The following is a 15206-nucleotide window of genomic DNA, read 5'->3' on the forward strand; positions in this document are numbered from 1 at the left end:
CGGCCCCTACGGCTGGATACGTGCCCAGTCCGGCCCCATCTGGTTGCGGAACCAGGTCATCTGCCGCTTGGCATATTGGCGGGTCGCGGCCGCCGATTTTTCGATGACCTCTGCCTCACTCATACCGCCAGCCAGCATATCGGCGATCTGGGAAACGCCGATCGCCTTCATCGCTGTGGCATCAGGCGCAAGGTTCAGGGCGAGAAGAGCTTTCACCTCTTCCACAGCACCACTCTCCATCATGGTTTCGAACCGCCGATTGATGCGGTCGTGCAGCACGGGCCGTTCCGGCAGGACCACAAATTTCTGCGCTCGGTCCGGATCAACTATCATCGGACCACTGGCTTTTTGGAACTCCATGATCGACTTTCCCGTCGCCTCCATGACTTCCAGCGCCCGGACGATCCGCTGGCCGTCCCCCGGCTGAAGCCCCTGCGCCATCAAGGGATCGCACCGCGACAGCTCCGCGTGCAGGACCATTGACCCCTCTTCGATCAGCCGGGCGCGCAGCCTCTCGCGTATGTCGTCAGGAATGGCGGGCATATCGGACAAGCCGCCCGTCAGTGCCTTGAAATAAAGCCCCGTACCGCCAACGATGACCGGAAAACGCTGCTGCCTACGCAAATCCACAAGCAGGGCGGAAATGTCCCGCAGCCATTCACCCGTTGAGTAGGAACTGCTTGCCGGCACATGGCCGTATAGCAGATGTGGCACGCCTGCCATTTCTTCCTCGGATGGCCGGGCGGTCAGCACCCGCAGCGTGTCATAAACCTGCATGCTGTCGGCATTGATCACGATACCGTTCCCCTCCCGCGCCATACGAAGCGCAAGCGCGGACTTGCCGCTTGCCGTCGGGCCGGTTATCAGGATCGCATCAAAATTCTCATCAAGGTTTTTCATCATGGCTTTCGTTGCCACGCTTATCGCCAATCCGTCAAATCCTGTTCTGACACCGGCCCTCGGCGAAGCGGCCGCCAATGCCGTAAACGCATCCGGTCTATACTGGCTGGCCGATGGCATCGCCTGCGATATTGCTCTGCCCTCTGGCACCGATGCCGAACAGGCACGTGACGCGATTGCCAACGTGCTTTCGGGCCAGCCGATCGATATCGTCGTTCAGGAACAGGACAAGCGCCGCAAGAAGCTTCTGATCGCCGATATGGATTCGACCATGATCGGTCAGGAATGCATCGACGAGCTGGCCGCCGAAGTGGGATTGAAGGACAAGGTTTCCACGATTACCGCCCGCGCCATGAATGGCGAAATCGCTTTTGAGCCGGCGCTCCGCGAGCGCGTGGCGCTGCTGAAGGGCCTGCCGGTCTCCGTCATCGATGACGTCATCGAAAAGCGCATCACGCTGACATCAGGCGGCAAGGAGCTGATCGCCACCATGAAGGCGAAAGGCTACTATACCGCCCTCGTTTCCGGCGGTTTCACGGTCTTCACCGGCCGGGTGGCGGCGATGCTGGGGTTTGACGAGAACCGCGCCAATCTTCTCGGCGAGGCCGATGGCCAGTTGGATGGCACCGTTGCCGAACCGATCCTTGGCAAACAGGCCAAGGTGGATGCGCTGAACGATATCGCCGCAAAGCTCGGCATCTCGCCGGACGAGGCAATGGCGGTCGGCGATGGCGCCAACGATCTCGGCATGCTGCATCTGGCCGGCGCGGGCGTTGCCCTGCACGCCAAGCCCGCCGTCGCCGCCGAGGCGCAGATGCGCATCGACCATGGCGACCTGACCGCACTCCTTTACATTCAGGGTTACCGCAAGACGGATTTTGTCGTTCCATGATCATCCGCGAAACATCAAGGCTCATTCTGCGCGAGTGGAAGGAGAGCGACCGCAATCTGTTCCGCGAAATCAACGCCGACGAAAAGGTCATGGAATTTTTTCCCTTCCGCCGCAGCCATGCGGAAGCGGATGCGGTTCTCGAAACCATCAATGGCATGATCCGCGGCAGCGGTTACGGCTTCTACGCCATGGAACTGCGCCAAACCGGCGAGGTTATGGGATTTTGCGGCATATCGCCGGTCATGAACCTCGATCCGCCCTTTCCGCTCGGAACCATGGAAATCGGCTGGCGGCTCGCCACCCGTTTCTGGGGTCACGGCTATGTCACCGAGGCCGCGCAATCGCTGCTCGTCATGGCTTTTGACGAAAAGGAAACGCCGGAAATCGTCTCCTTTGCCGTCCATGATAACCAGCGTTCGACGCGGGTGATGGAACGTATCGGCCTCAAGCGTGACCCGTCACGAGACTTCGACCACCCGCGTGTCCCGGAAGACACCCATCCGCATCTGCGCCCGCATGTGACCTATGCGCTGACGCTCGCGGAGTGGCGGGAACGACAGGCGCAGTAGCAACCTCGCCCGCCAGTTCGGCAATTATTTCACCGCCGCATTTCCGCCGTCGGCAAACAGGGCCGATCCGGCAACGAAGCTCGACATCGGACTGGAGAGGAAAAGGGCGGCCTGCGCCAGTTCTTCCGGTTCCGCAATGCGCTTCATCGCATGCAGCCCGGCAGCCCACTCCTTCTGGGCCGCATCTCCCGCCATCGGCGTATCGACTCCGCCGGGAAGCAGCGCATTGGCGCGAATTCCCTTGAAGGCGTAGTCGGCAGTAATGCCCTTCACCAGCCCCATCAGCGCCGCCTTGGCGGTGCCATAGGCTGCCATGCCGGGTATGCCGGCGCTGGTGCCGACGAAGCTGGAGATGAAGACGACCGAACCTCCTCCCCGCTTCAACATCGCAGGGATCTGGCTGCGCACGCCGAGAAATGCGGAAGTGAGGTTGGCGGTGATCACGTGATCCCATTCCTCTACCGAAATCTCCGCAAGCGGTTTTGTTGCCCCAACGGCACCGGCATTGTTGACGGCGATATCGAGACCGCCAAAGACGGTCATGGCCGCATCCGTCAGACGGGCATGGGTTTCCGCAACTGTGACGTCACCCACGACAGGGTGAACGCGACCGCCGGCCTGGCGAATGGCGGAAGCCACGTCCTCGAGTGCCTCGGCACCACGCGCGTTGATAATGACGGCCGCGCCCTGTTCGGCAAACAGGCTTGCCGTCGCCCGGCCGATGCCGGATGACGCGCCAGTGATGATCGCAACCTTGTTGTCTAATAATTTCATATCCTTGGCCTCCTTTGGCGGAGACCGAGGAATAGAGAGCAAGCCGAACCACAGCCACCCGATTCCTGCCGAACCGGGCGAAAGAAGCTTTACTCCAGCGGGAGCGCCACGACGCGCAGATTGCCCTGTGCATCGGCAACCATCATATGCGCATTCTTGCGACCCTCGGATTTCAGGCCGTTGACACGCACAAGCACGTCGCCCGGAACCTCCATGAAGTCCTGTCCAACCTCGACGATGACATCACCCGCCTTCATGCCCTTCTGTTCGGCCGGCGAACCCTGATCGACGCTAGCGACAAGCACGCCTTCGACGCTTTCGGCAATGCCCTTCTCCGTCCGCAACTCGTTGCTCAGCACTACGAGGTCCATGCCGAGCACGCGCTGCGGCGCTTCGCGCACCTCCGGCGTCTGGTCCTGCGCCTGATCGTCGGAACCGCCCTTGTCATCAGGCACGACCATGCCGCCGTCACCGTCCTCGGCCTGCGGATCGTCGGTTGCGGCCTTTTCATCGGGCGCATCCTGCAACTGGCCAAGCTTTACCTTGACGGTCTCTTCCTTGCCGTCACGGAAGACCACGACATCGACTTCCTTGCCGACCGGGCTTTCCGCCACGATCCTCAAGAGGTCACGCATCTCGTGAATATCCTTGCCGTCGAATTTCAGCACGATATCGCCGGCCTGGATCGGGCCGTTTTCCACCGGGCCACCCTTGGCCACGCCGGAAATCAAGGCACCCTTTGCCGCTTCCATGCCAAGGCTTGCGGCCACGTCGTCGGTAACCGGCTGGACGCGCACGCCGAGCCAGCCACGGCGGGTTTCGCCGAATTGGATGAGCTGCTCGACGATATTCTGGGCGAGTTCCGTCGGAACCGCGAAACCGATGCCAATCGAACCGCCGCTCGGCGAAATGATCGCCGTATTGATGCCGATCACCTCACCCTTCATGTTGAAGAGCGGACCGCCGGAATTACCCTTGTTGATTGCAGCATCCGTCTGGATGAAGTTGTCATAGGGGCCGGCATTGATGTTGCGCCCGCGCGCGGAAACGACGCCGACGGTCAGCGATCCACCGAGGCCGAAGGGATTGCCAACGGCCATGACCCAGTCACCGATGCGCATGCTGCGCGAATCGCCGAACTTGACAGCCTTCAGCGGAGCCTTCGGCTCTACCTTCAAAACGGAAAGATCGGTCTTGGTATCAGTGCCGACCAGCGTTGCCTTCAGCTTCGAACCATTCGGGAAAATCACCTCGATGGCGTCTGCGCCCTCAATGACGTGATTGTTGGTGACGATGTAGCCAGCCGGATCGATAACGAAGCCGGATCCCAGCGAACTGACCTTGTCGCCGCCTTCCGGTTTCTGGTTGTCGAAATAATCCTTGAAGAACTCCTGGAAAGGCGAACCTTCCGGCAGTTTCGGCGGCACAGGCCCTTTGCCCTCGGTCTTGACGTTCTGCGACGTCGAAATATTCACCACCGCATCAAGAAGCGGTGCGGCAAGATCGGCGACCGATGCCGGCCCATGGCTCTGCGCCCATGCCGCAACCGGTGCCGAAAGGCTACCCGCCACAAGTGCGAAGCCCGCGACTGCGGCAATGCTGCTGCGAAAAGGCGAAAGAAGGGTCACGGCCATAAGCGTCCTCGCGTTTCAAATCGTCATTCCCTGCATATATCGTCAAAGCATAAGGCGGAATGATGAAGTGTAAAAATACCTTTTCGTGAACAGCACCGGCTGCCTTGCTCACTGCCTACAGCATCGGCGCGAAAACGGATATCCCTTTCCGGGCGCGAGACAACAGGATTTTGTCCCCTTTCCGTTTTGCTGCCACCCAGCCATTCGCTCAAAAGAAAGGGCCGGTTAAAACCGGCCCCTCCAAAATCACTCGATCCGTTATCAATTTGCCGGCGGTGCGGCAGGTGCGGCCGGAGCCGTGGATGGAGCACCGTTGATGTCGTTGAAATAACGGAAGAAGGTCGAGTCGGGAGACAGGACCAGCGTAGTGCCGGTTCCAGACAGCGCGCTGGAATAGGCCGCCATGGAACGATAGAACTCGAAGAAGCTCGGGTCGCGCTGGAAAGCTTCGCCGAAGACCCGGTTACGCTCCGCATCGCCTTCACCGCGCAGGACTTCGGACTGACGCTGGGCATCGGATTCGAATTCCACGACCTGACGGTCGGCAATAGCGCGACGACGCTGTGCCGCCTCGTTACCGCGGGCGCGGATCAGTTCGGCTTCGGCCAGACGTTCCGACTTCATACGCTCGAAGGTCTGCTGCGAGACTTCCTGCGTGAGATCGGTGCGGCGGATACGGACATCCACGATGCTGACGCCAAGCGATTCCGCATCGGGACGCAGATCGTCGCGTACTTCCTGCATCATCGATGCACGCGCATCCGAAAGCGCCGATTCGAAGCCGCGAAGACCGTAGACCCGGCGCAACGATGCGTCGAGACGAGTGCGTAGACGCGATTCCGCCGACATCTGGTCACCGGAGACCGTCTGCCTGAAGCGGCGGGCATCCGTGATGCGATAGACCACGAAGGCATCAACCTCGTAGAACTTGCCGCCGGAAACCTGAACACGGATGTTGTCGTGATCGAAGCGCAGCGCCCGGTTCTCGATATATTGCACCCGATCGGCATCCATGAAGGCGAAGGGCAGCTTGAAGTAGAGGCCCGGCGCCGTTTTCACGTCCTGGATCTGACCGAAGCGCACAACGATGGCCTGCTGGCGCTCGGTGACGACGAAGATCGACGAATAGGCCAGGAAAAGCACGGCGGCGAGACCGACGAGAACGGCCGTAAGACGGTTGCTCATATCAGTTGCCTCCCTGCTGTGCCGCGCCCGGATTGCCGCGCATGATCTCGTTCAGAGGCAGATAAGGCACCACACCCTGTTTTTCGTCGATGATGACCTTGTTGGAACCCTTCAGGACCTGTTCCATCGTTTCCAGGAACATGCGCTGGCGGGTCACGTCAGGTGCCGTGCGATATTGATCGTAGATGGAGATGAAGCGCTGTGCCTCACCCTCTGCCTCGTTGACGACACGAGATTTGTAGGCGTTCGCTTCTTCGATGATCTGCGCTGCCTGACCACGTGCGGCACCCAGCTTCTGGTTGGCGTACTGGTTGGCTTCCTGCACGAAGCGGTCCTCGTCCTGCTCGGCACGCTGCACTTCATCGAAGGCGTCGGCCACTTCGCGCGGCGGCGCCGCGTCTTCGATGGCGACAGCATTGATGGAGATGCCGGCCCCGTATCCGTCCATGGTGGACTGGATGATGGTGCGCACATCCGCCGCGATCGCCTGACGGTTATCACGGAAAATGTCCTGTGCGGGACGACGGCCGACGATTTCGCGCATCGCGCTTTCGGAAACCTGCTGCAAGGTCTCAGCCGGGCTGTCGACGTTGAAGAGGTAGGATTTCGGATCGGAAACCGTATAGAGCACCGAGAACTGCACGTTGACGATGTTCTGGTCACCGGTCAGCATCACGCCGTTCGCGGAAGAAGACGAAGCGCGCGAACCGATATTCTGCTGCTGTTCGGTCACCTTGACGATTTCAACCGTCTCGATCGGCCACAGATGGAAATGCAGGCCGGGCATCGAAATCTCATCCTTCGGACGCCCGAAACGCAGCTCCACGCCGCGCTCGTCCGGCTGGACGGTGTAGATGGACTGAATGCCGAGGAAAACCAGAACGACGAGAGCGACGATCGCAATCGCGCCGCCATTGAACCCGCCCGGCAGGACATTCTTGAAGCGGTCCTGGCTGCGCCGGATGATCTCTTCCAGATCGGGCGGGCCGCCATTGCCGCCGCCACCGCCGCGAGGCCGGTTAGGTCCCTGCCCCCATGGGCCGCCACCGCCGCCCTGGTTGTTTCCGCCACCACCGCCGCCGCCCCAAGGGCCGCCGCCGCCATTCTGATTGCTCCAGGGCATCAATACCTCTTTATAAAAGCCTCTCCCGATCCCGTTCGAAAGCGATTGCTCGCGTGCGGCGGGAATATGGACCCGTTATAAGAAGGAGAAGCGTGCGTTTCAACGCAGAGGTGGTAACTAAATACCCAATCAGGGTAAATAGTTCACTTTGACGCGGCTCTGCGCAAATAAGTGGTGAACAGAACCGGATAATTGTCCTTTTCCCCGGCGGGAACGGCATTTTCCTCGATTTTTTCAAAGACGGCGGGATCGATTTCCGGAAAAAAAGTGTCGCCATCAAGCTTTACGGCCACATGGGTGACGGAAAGTTGATCGGCAAACGGCATGGCCTGACGGTAGATTTCACCGCCACCGGCCACGAAAACCTCGTCCACACCCAGTTCCGCAGCCTTGCTTTTGCCAAGCGCGAGGGCGTCTTCAAGCGACGACACGACATCCACGCCATCAGGCCTGTAATCGGCATTGCGGCTGACGATGATGTGCGGCCGGCCCGGCAAGGGACGCTCGCCCACCGAGAGAAATGTCTTCCTGCCCATGATGAGCGGTTTGCCCATCGTCATCGCCTTGAAGCGCTTGAGGTCAGTGGAAAGCTTCCAAGGCATATCGAGGTCGCGGCCGATAACGCCGTTTCCCGACACCGCGACGATGATGGTGATGCGCGGCTCGCTCATACCGCGATCGGTGCCTTGATGCTTGAATCGGCCTCGTAGTTCTCAAGCGTAAAGTCTTCGAACTTAAAGGAGAAGAGGTCTCGCACATCCGGGTTGAGGCGCATCGTCGGCAGGGCCTTGGGGGGCCGCGTCATCTGCAATTTCGCCTGCTCGAAATGGTTGGCGTAGATATGCGCGTCACCAAGCGTATGGACGAAATCGCCGGGTTTCAGCCCCGTGACCTGCGCCACCATCAGCGTCAGAAGTGCGTAGGAAGCAATATTGAAGGGCACGCCGAGGAAAATATCGGCCGAGCGCTGGTAAAGCTGGCAGGAAAGCTTTCCATCCGAAACATAGAACTGGAACAGGCAATGGCAGGGCGGCAGCGCCATCTCGTCCACCAGCGCCGGGTTCCAGGCCGAAACGATGTGGCGGCGGGAATTGGGATTGGTTTTGAGGGCCTCGATCAAAAGCGCGATCTGGTCGATGTGGCGGCCGTCGGGCGCCGGCCAGGAACGCCACTGTGCTCCGTAAACCGGACCCAGATCACCATTTTCATCCGCCCATTCGTCCCATATGGAAACGCCGTTTTCCTTGAGATAGGCGATATTGGTATCGCCCTTCAGGAACCACAGGAGTTCATGGATGATCGAGCGCAGATGCAGCTTCTTGGTGGTGAGAACCGGAAAACCTTCCGCAAGATCGAAACGCATCTGGTAACCGAAGACCGAACGCGTACCCGTGCCGGTGCGATCTCCGCGGTCGGAGCCGGTGTCCATCACATGCCGGAGAAGATCGAGATATTGTTTCATGTGTTCTGCCGCCGATTCCCTGATATCAAGGGAATATAATAACACAGGGCGACAGAACCAATCACCAGCGGGTCGCTTATCCCCGCGAAAAAATCAGAGCGACTGGAGTTTGCCTAGTTCCTTGGCAACCAGATAATAAAAGGTCACACGCGACTTGGAGCGGTCTGCGGCCATGGCCTTGGCAGTTGCATCGATCGCCTTGTCGACGCTGTCATCGGTCACGCCAAGCTTCTTGCCGCACCAGTTCGCCTTCACACGTGCAAGCTCTTCCGGATCGGAAGCGGACACCAGCGATGAATCCCGGTTGCGCAGGGCAATGCCGAGATGTTTGACGATCTTGCCTACAATCGCTTCGTCGGCTGCTGCGTCGTATTTCTTCACATCTGCGAGATAGTCAGTCATGTCCACTCCTTCGTGTGTCCCCGGCCCGGTGTTGCTTGTGGTGACCGGTTGTAGGGAGAATGTGTCAGCAATCCCTCGTCGTCAAGAATTGTCTAAATTGTGGGCGGCAAACACGAAATCTTTTCATGGAATTGTCATCGGCCCCTTTTCTCCGCCAAGGGAAACGCCTATATGAACCTTGCCGGGGCAACCCGGCTATGGCGATAAACGGTCGGTGTAATAAACCTATTGGACCCGGGGGCGGTACCCGGCGCCTCCACCAAAAACCGGCGGCTTTTGAAGATGAAGGCCGGCTTTTGATGGGGGCGAAATAGGATCGACAAGGGCGTAAAGATCGAACTTTTGCTCGGCATGATACCGCCGTTATCGGGTCACAAGTGTAGTTGCAAATGACAACAACGCTAAGGAATACGCTCTCGCTGCCTAATGGCGGTGCGGGAATTCCGCTCTAAAGTCCTCACGGTTAGCCCCGTGAGGCGGGGTTCGGAGGTACCTGGCAACAGAAACCTCCACCTTCTCCATTTTGCCTGAATTGGTTATATGATAGCTGACTTGCACACAGCATCGGCTTTTCCGTTGCTGCCGTTCAGGACATTGCGTATACTTGGGTAATGCGTAGCCGCCAGGATCGAAATTGATCCCGGCTTGCGGATTACGCAAAGATTCAAAGTGTTACAGCGTCCTTGGCGCACTTGGTGCGCAGCGCTTTAAAAGACGTTCGAATAAGGGAAAGACAGGACCGCATGGGGCAGGATCATATCCGTTACGACATTCTCGCACAGGATGCCCTTCGCGGCGTTATTCGCAAAGTTTTGGGTGAAGTGGCCGCAACCGGCCGCCTGCCCGGCGACCACCATTTCTTCATAACATTTCTGACCGGCGCGCCCGGTGTGCGGATTTCGCAGCACCTCAAGTCCAAATATGCCGAGCAGATGACCATCGTCATCCAGCATCAGTTCTGGGACCTGAAAGTGACGGAGATCGGCTTTGAAATAGGCCTGTCCTTCTCGGATACGCCGGAAAAGCTGGTTGTTCCCTATAACGCCATCAGAGGTTTCTACGATCCTTCCGTCAATTTCGAGCTTGAGTTCGATGTGCCCCTGGCAGACGAGGAAGAGCTGGAAGAGGCCGAAATCACCGCCTATCCCGTTTCCCATGAGGCAAAGCCGGCTACGACGTCCGAGACGCCCAAGTCCGGCGAGGAAAAGAAGGAAGGCTCTGTCGTTTCTCTGGATGCCTTCCGTAAGAAGCAATAACGGCTTTTTGCCCGACCGCGCGAAGCTCAAGGAGACATATCCGCATGGCCGCCGATATCGTCAATCTGCGTCAGTTCCGGAAGCAGAAAGCCCGTAGCGAAAAAGAAAAACAGGCGGATCAGAACCGCCTGTTTTTCGGTCGCACCAAGGCGGAAAAAAACCTCACATCGGCCCTTAACGAAAAAGCCGCAAAGGCGCTCGATCAGGGGCGGCTTGAAAAGGACGATGACAGGACCGATAGGGATTGAAGAGCCGGCCTGCCCGGGCAAGCTTTCGGAAGACCGGAAAAAACACCGCTAAACAGAGGCTTGCAGGCACGACATGATTCAGATTCCCAACCGGACCAGCCGGAGAGATTGATCTGATGATCCGCAAGCACTCCACGACATTGCACGGCCACCGCACCAGCATTTCACTCGAGGATGCCTTCTGGGACGAGCTGAAAATCATCGCCGAAAAGCGCAAGATCAGTTTCGCCGCCCTGCTTGCGGAAATAGACGACAACCGGCCAGCCGACAGCAATCTGTCCTCATCCCTTCGGGTCCATGTACTGAATTGGCTGAAGAGCAAGTGAGCTTGCTGCAAGGTGGCATCGAAAGATGACACTTCAGCGGCGCGCACATGCGCCGGCTCATATCCAGCCATTCTCCGACTACAAACATTCTTGCCGAAAACTCATAATGTCGTGAAAGCATTCATTAAACATTAGCGCGCTAATTTGTACTGCAAGGCGCTTCAGTACTGCGTAGCCTTGCTTCCAGGTTTGTTTTTCAAGCTTTTCCTTTTCATCCGCACGCCACGAGGCGACCCATGGTTTCCGCCGCTTCGGGAACGAGCATCGCTGTTTCCGTCCTCTCCTCTTCATCCACCTCGTCTTCAAGCGTTGCCGAACTGAAATCGCAGATTGCCGAAAAGCAGTCAGAACTCGCCCAGACCTCCGAAGCGAAAGCACAGGAAGAACTGAAGAGTACTATTGCATCGCTGCAAGCGCAGCTCGAGGCACTCGAAAACAGCTCCGACAAATCGGCTTCCTCAAGCAACAGCGCGGACAAGCCCAGCCTGTCGGGGGAAAGCAGCAGGATCGGTACCAAGAATTTTGATGCCGACACGCCCTTCGGCGAGCGTGAAGCCTGGATTTAACAGGCTAACGGATAATTTTGGCAAAGTGGTCGAAGCGGCAGCTGTCCGGACCGCGTCAAAATTCGCCCTGAGACACGGGTTCTAACCTCTCCCCAAAACGCGCCGTCGTCGCGGCAAACTTACGGATTGGCCGGAGCGTTTTCGGGCGCCAGTTGCCTGATCGCATCTTCCGTTGGAGGCACCGTCAGGGCCGGCGTTGATTGCCGCTCGGGAACAGGTTGCTGCTGCTGTTGCTGCAACCGCTCCTGCTGTTCTTTTTCCTGCCGCAGACGCTCCTCTGCCGCCGCCTTGAGGCGCGCCTCCTCTTCGGCCTTGGCCTTGGCTTCCGCCTCCACCCGTTCCTTTTCAGCCTGACGTTCAGCCGCCTGAGAACGATAAAGCGCCGTTTCACGACGCAGGCGCTGCTTTTCGAGAACGCTGGCCTGCATGGCCTCGACGCGACGGCGTTCCTTTTCGAAAGCCCGGAGTGACAGATAATTGCCGAGCGCCGAAACATCGGTCGTCAAAGCCGGTGCGGCGAGCGGACCGTTATAGTTGAGACGCAGCGACGGTTCGGCGCCGGCAACCACTTCGGTGCCGGGATTGAAGATAAGATCGAGATCGCCATTAACGTTCGATGCTGCAATATCGACCGTCGCATCTCCGGTAAGCGTCACCGGATCGATCCCGGCGCGCAAATTCTGGAAGTGCAGCGCGCCGCCATTCAGGGTGAATGGCAGGGCTACGTTGCCGAGCGGTATTTCGCCCTGCCACAGGCTCTGATCCACCAGCGGCCGAACCTTTGGCGCGTCGATCGGCTGCTGCAAGCCTTCCGCCGCCTGCAGGATCGGCGGAAAGGCGCCGGGATTAAGCCCTTTGAGCACAAGCCCGCTGGCGCGCACTTCCCCGGATCCACCTGCCGATTTCAAAATTTCACCAACGCTTTTGCCCGTCGATTCGGCGGTCAGATCGATAGCCACCCGGCCCGTTGCGACCGGGCCATTGGCATTCGTCCACAATATCGACTCGGGATTGGCGTCGTTCACCGCAATCTTGGTGCGGAAAATGCCCGCTCCCTCGCCTGTGGACATGGCAATCCGCCCGGTCAGCTTTCCGCCCATGAAGGTGCCGGCGATATCATCAAGCGCGAGATTACCATCATCATGCGTGATCTTGGTCGACAGACCCGTGACCGTGCCGAAAGGACCGGCCTCGAAACTTTCCGCTTTCAGCGACAGCGAGGCCTTGAGTTGCGGGAAAGCCGGCATGGCCAGCGGCTTGGCGTTGAGCGTGCCCGTTTCCGGGTCGATCACCGGTCCGTAGATCGCATCTCCGAGCCAGGCAAGATCGACGGTTCGAAGGGCAAGATCACCGGTGACGGAATGGGGAGCCGCGCGCTGGAACGCCAGACTGCCCGAGAAGGGGTTGCCGCCCGCCTGCCCGCCGAGAGCGGAAAACGCAATCTTCTGCGCATCCACCGCCATTTTTCCGTTCGCCTTCAGAGCCATGCCACCACCAAGCTGCGGCAGGCCAACCGCGTTCATGATGAGATAGGGCTCTATATCAGCGCTTTCGAGCGCCAGATCCGCACTACCCTCGCCGAAATTGGCGGCGGCAACGGCAAAGGATCCGATCATCGAGAAATGCGTGCGCTCCGTCGAGAAACGGATATCGGTCTGGACGGGAGAACCGAGCGTGCCGTTGAGCTTGACGGAAAGCAGCCCTTCCCCGTCGGCATCGAACGGCAGAGGATCAAGCCCTGCCTGCCCGAACAGGATCGCCGTCGACTGGTTTTTCAAAACCCCTTCCAGCGACATCGCTGTATCATCGGTGATGGACAGGAAATCCGGCATCTTGGCCACGGCCGACAGACGGCTGCCGTTGACTGTGCCGGAAACGGCGACATTGGCGCCGCCATTTTCGCTGTTGACCGAAACATCCATGGCAAGGTCGGAATTGGCGTACCACGGCGAACTCGCCGCCAGACGGCTGAGGAACGGATGACCAGGCAATTTCTGCTGCAGCATAGCGAAGAACGGCTGCATGTCCGTCGCATGCAGGTTCACCGTGCCCTTGCCCGCATATTTCAGCAACGACCCCTGCAACTGCCCTTTCGCCTTGACTTCGGCACCGGCGATATCGCCAGCCGTCATCTTTTCAAGCGAGAGAACGCCGCCCGCCATGGTGAAGGCGGTTTCCACATGATTTGCAGTCACACCGGCCATGTTGAACCGGTCGGCCTTGAACTTGGCGTCGATGCGATGGTCGAGAACAGAACTTCCGACCTGATCGCCGAGCGCCAGGCTGCCAAGCGCCTTCAGGGCGTCGAGATCGATCTCGTTACCGGCAAGATCGATCGAAAGATTGGAGGCCTTGCCGTCAGAGCGCCGTTCCAGCTTCCCCTTCAGAGAGGCATCGCCAATGGCAAGCTCGAGATTGTCGAAACGCTGGTTCAGCGTCGTCAACGAGACGTCGGCGGAAAAACCGGCGGCATTGAGCTGGCGGATCGCCGGATCGACAGAACCGGAAAGCCAGTTTGCCAGCCCGGATGGCTGGTTGGAGGCAACGAGCAGATTGCCGTTGAAAGCGGGACCATCCAGCAGCGTCAGGGAACCTTTGGCTTCCAGCTGCGTCCTGCCGGGCAGCGTTGCCACGGCGTTAACCACCTGCCAGCCGCTGCCATCAGGGCGCACGTCCAGCCGGATGTCACGAATGGTCGTGTCGTCGGAAACCAGCGCCGGTAGGCTGATGCTGGCCTTGCCCGGGACCGGCGGAACCGGAATGCGGGCGACCATGGCGGCAAATGCCTCGATGCGCTGGCGCACGGAGGCGGTGGGCTGGCGCGAGGTCTTGCCGGTCTGCACGACTGGCGGTGCGAAACGATTGACGTCGATCTGCTGGCCATCCGCCGTGAGCAGAAATTCCGGCTTGGCCCCGGTATCCAGCGTTGCCTCGCCGGTCACAACGTAAGGATTTTCGTTGCCGCCGAGCTCCATGCGGTAGCTCGGTATGCGCACGCTTTCATTCGTCAGTTCGAAGCTGCCGCGGGTGCGCGGCGACGAGAACAGCGATTGCCCGGCCTGCTGCTTCTGTTTTTGGTCTTCACGGAAACTGAAGGCGAAGGAACCGCTATAGGCGGGCTTTCCCGCAGTCGCGGCAATCGCACCGTCCAGATCGACCTCGACCGGATGTTCATCCGGCACCACGCGAATCCGCAGGCCCATGCGCCCATTGGCGTAATCCGGCTCGCTGCTCGACAGCGAGAACGAGCCTGGATGCCCGTCAACGGCGGCGCGCCCTTCCGCCTTCCATGGTCCGGCCAGCGAATTGGCGGACATGTCGGCGTTAAGACCCGTCACAACACGGTTGCGGCCGGATTGCTCATCGATGAATTCGATCTGCCCGCCTTCGATCTGCACACTTTCCAGAACCACGGTGCGGGCTGGAATTTCCGCCCGGCTGCCGCGCATCCAGTCCAGAGTGCCGTCCTTCAAAAGCCGGATCTTGGCCTTGGGTTCCTCGATGCGCATGTCGAAGATACGCGCTTCACCGGAAAGGAAAGGCGCCAGCTCGGCATCCATGGAAAAACGCGCCACCTGAATGAGCGGCGATCCGTCCGCATCCGTTCCGGCGCGCACGTCATGCAGCGTCACCGAAGGAAAAGGCAGAAGCCGGGCTTCGACGCGACCGTGCACCACCACCTTCTTGCCCAGAATGCGGCTTGCCTGATCTTCGAAATCGCGGCGGAAATCCGTCCAGTCAACGAAATAGGGAATGAGCAGCGCTGAAAACAGCACCACGGCCAGCAGTCCGCCCAGAAAAACCAGAATACGCCCGAGCACTGAACTGCTTCTCCCTTCGCGAACGCTGCAAACCTATTCTTATTTGCC

The 15206-nt window shown here is 59.3% G+C and carries 15 protein-coding genes and 1 other RNA gene; 7 read left to right on the plus strand and 9 right to left on the minus strand.

What is annotated here, in order from left to right:
- Positions 1-6 precede the first annotated feature (6 nt).
- On the minus strand, positions 7-903 hold the full coding sequence (gene miaA, locus AC1DCP_RS23555; protein ID WP_111798724.1) for a tRNA (adenosine(37)-N6)-dimethylallyltransferase MiaA: 897 nt from the start codon (positions 901-903) through the stop codon (positions 7-9).
- Here miaA and serB point away from each other — a divergent pair.
- Entirely contained in the window at positions 902-1792 is an 891-nt protein-coding gene (serB, locus tag AC1DCP_RS23560; protein ID WP_065687203.1) for a phosphoserine phosphatase SerB, read from the plus strand. The two genes, miaA and serB, sit on opposite strands and share 2 nt — an antisense overlap.
- Positions 1789-2361: a GNAT family N-acetyltransferase gene (locus tag AC1DCP_RS23565; RefSeq protein ID WP_065687202.1), complete on the plus strand. Its 573-nt coding sequence runs from the start codon at positions 1789-1791 to the stop codon at positions 2359-2361. Before serB ends, AC1DCP_RS23565 begins: the two co-directional genes overlap by 4 nt.
- Positions 2362-2385: 24 nt before the next feature.
- Here the strand turns inward: AC1DCP_RS23565 and AC1DCP_RS23570 are convergent, their stop codons facing one another.
- From AC1DCP_RS23570 to AC1DCP_RS23600, 7 genes are all read right to left on the minus strand, one after another.
- Positions 2386-3135, minus strand: coding sequence for an SDR family oxidoreductase (locus tag AC1DCP_RS23570; protein WP_065687201.1), 750 nt, complete (start codon positions 3133-3135; stop codon positions 2386-2388).
- Between the two features lie 89 nt (positions 3136-3224).
- A complete protein-coding gene (locus AC1DCP_RS23575; protein ID WP_065687200.1) occupies positions 3225-4769 on the minus strand; it encodes a Do family serine endopeptidase in 1545 nt (514 codons plus the stop codon).
- Between the two features lie 261 nt (positions 4770-5030).
- Positions 5031-5954 carry a protease modulator HflC gene (gene hflC / locus AC1DCP_RS23580; protein ID WP_003513118.1) on the minus strand — a complete coding sequence of 308 codons (924 nt, stop codon included), beginning with the start codon at positions 5952-5954 and terminating at the stop codon, positions 5031-5033.
- Between the two features lies 1 nt (position 5955).
- Positions 5956-7077, minus strand: a complete 1122-nt coding sequence (hflK, locus tag AC1DCP_RS23585) for an FtsH protease activity modulator HflK (protein WP_003513120.1) — start codon at positions 7075-7077, stop codon at positions 5956-5958.
- Between the two features lie 143 nt (positions 7078-7220).
- Positions 7221-7748: a dihydrofolate reductase gene (locus tag AC1DCP_RS23590; RefSeq protein WP_065687199.1), complete on the minus strand. Its 528-nt coding sequence runs from the start codon at positions 7746-7748 to the stop codon at positions 7221-7223.
- Positions 7745-8539 carry a thymidylate synthase gene (locus AC1DCP_RS23595; protein WP_112153273.1) on the minus strand — a complete coding sequence of 265 codons (795 nt, stop codon included), beginning with the start codon at positions 8537-8539 and terminating at the stop codon, positions 7745-7747. The genes AC1DCP_RS23590 and AC1DCP_RS23595 overlap by 4 nt, the downstream gene beginning before the upstream one ends.
- Before the next feature lie 93 nt (positions 8540-8632).
- The gene (locus AC1DCP_RS23600) at positions 8633-8941 is read right to left on the minus strand and encodes a DUF2853 family protein (RefSeq protein ID WP_065687197.1); all 309 of its coding nucleotides are present in this window, start codon (positions 8939-8941) and stop codon (positions 8633-8635) included.
- Between the two features lie 141 nt (positions 8942-9082).
- Between AC1DCP_RS23600 and ssrA the strand changes: the two genes are divergently transcribed.
- The 5 genes from ssrA (at position 9083) to AC1DCP_RS23625 (ending at position 11337) form a co-directional block, all read left to right on the plus strand.
- Positions 9083-9455: a transfer-messenger RNA gene (gene ssrA, locus AC1DCP_RS23605) on the plus strand.
- Between the two features lie 229 nt (positions 9456-9684).
- Positions 9685-10197: an SspB family protein gene (locus AC1DCP_RS23610; protein WP_003513127.1), complete on the plus strand. Its 513-nt coding sequence runs from the start codon at positions 9685-9687 to the stop codon at positions 10195-10197.
- A gap of 44 nt (positions 10198-10241) precedes the next feature.
- Positions 10242-10445 (plus strand): DUF4169 family protein, encoded by a 204-nt coding sequence (locus AC1DCP_RS23615; protein WP_065659212.1) that lies wholly within the window; start codon positions 10242-10244, stop codon positions 10443-10445.
- 116 nt (positions 10446-10561) lie between these two features.
- Positions 10562-10771, plus strand: coding sequence for a ribbon-helix-helix domain-containing protein (locus tag AC1DCP_RS23620; RefSeq protein ID WP_013636481.1), 210 nt, complete (start codon positions 10562-10564; stop codon positions 10769-10771).
- 236 nt (positions 10772-11007) lie between these two features.
- Positions 11008-11337: a hypothetical protein gene (locus tag AC1DCP_RS23625; protein WP_013636482.1), complete on the plus strand. Its 330-nt coding sequence runs from the start codon at positions 11008-11010 to the stop codon at positions 11335-11337.
- Positions 11338-11456: 119 nt separating this feature from the next.
- Here the strand turns inward: AC1DCP_RS23625 and AC1DCP_RS23630 are convergent, their stop codons facing one another.
- Positions 11457-15158, minus strand: a complete 3702-nt coding sequence (locus tag AC1DCP_RS23630; RefSeq protein WP_112153274.1) for an AsmA family protein — start codon at positions 15156-15158, stop codon at positions 11457-11459.
- Between the last annotated feature and the right edge of the window lie 48 nt (positions 15159-15206).

Source organism: Agrobacterium sp. 10T429 (genome assembly GCF_056393925.1).

Bases quoted from the DNA above. Each gene is read 5' to 3' on its own strand.
- serB (WP_065687203.1), top strand. From the start codon at position 902: ATGGCTTTCGTTGCCACGCTTATCGCCAATCCGTCAAATCCTGTTCTG.
- miaA (WP_111798724.1), bottom strand. From the start codon at position 903: ATGATGAAAAACCTTGATGAGAATTTTGATGCGATCCTGATAACCGGC.
- AC1DCP_RS23565 (WP_065687202.1), top strand. From the start codon at position 1,789: ATGATCATCCGCGAAACATCAAGGCTCATTCTGCGCGAGTGGAAGGAG.
- AC1DCP_RS23570 (WP_065687201.1), bottom strand. From the start codon at position 3,135: ATGAAATTATTAGACAACAAGGTTGCGATCATCACTGGCGCGTCATCC.
- AC1DCP_RS23575 (WP_065687200.1), bottom strand. From the start codon at position 4,769: ATGGCCGTGACCCTTCTTTCGCCTTTTCGCAGCAGCATTGCCGCAGTC.
- hflC (WP_003513118.1), bottom strand. From the start codon at position 5,954: ATGAGCAACCGTCTTACGGCCGTTCTCGTCGGTCTCGCCGCCGTGCTT.
- hflK (WP_003513120.1), bottom strand. From the start codon at position 7,077: ATGCCCTGGAGCAATCAGAATGGCGGCGGCGGCCCTTGGGGCGGCGGC.
- AC1DCP_RS23590 (WP_065687199.1), bottom strand. From the start codon at position 7,748: ATGAGCGAGCCGCGCATCACCATCATCGTCGCGGTGTCGGGAAACGGC.
- AC1DCP_RS23595 (WP_112153273.1), bottom strand. From the start codon at position 8,539: ATGAAACAATATCTCGATCTTCTCCGGCATGTGATGGACACCGGCTCC.
- AC1DCP_RS23600 (WP_065687197.1), bottom strand. From the start codon at position 8,941: ATGACTGACTATCTCGCAGATGTGAAGAAATACGACGCAGCAGCCGAC.
- AC1DCP_RS23610 (WP_003513127.1), top strand. From the start codon at position 9,685: ATGGGGCAGGATCATATCCGTTACGACATTCTCGCACAGGATGCCCTT.
- AC1DCP_RS23615 (WP_065659212.1), top strand. From the start codon at position 10,242: ATGGCCGCCGATATCGTCAATCTGCGTCAGTTCCGGAAGCAGAAAGCC.
- AC1DCP_RS23620 (WP_013636481.1), top strand. From the start codon at position 10,562: ATGATCCGCAAGCACTCCACGACATTGCACGGCCACCGCACCAGCATT.
- AC1DCP_RS23625 (WP_013636482.1), top strand. From the start codon at position 11,008: ATGGTTTCCGCCGCTTCGGGAACGAGCATCGCTGTTTCCGTCCTCTCC.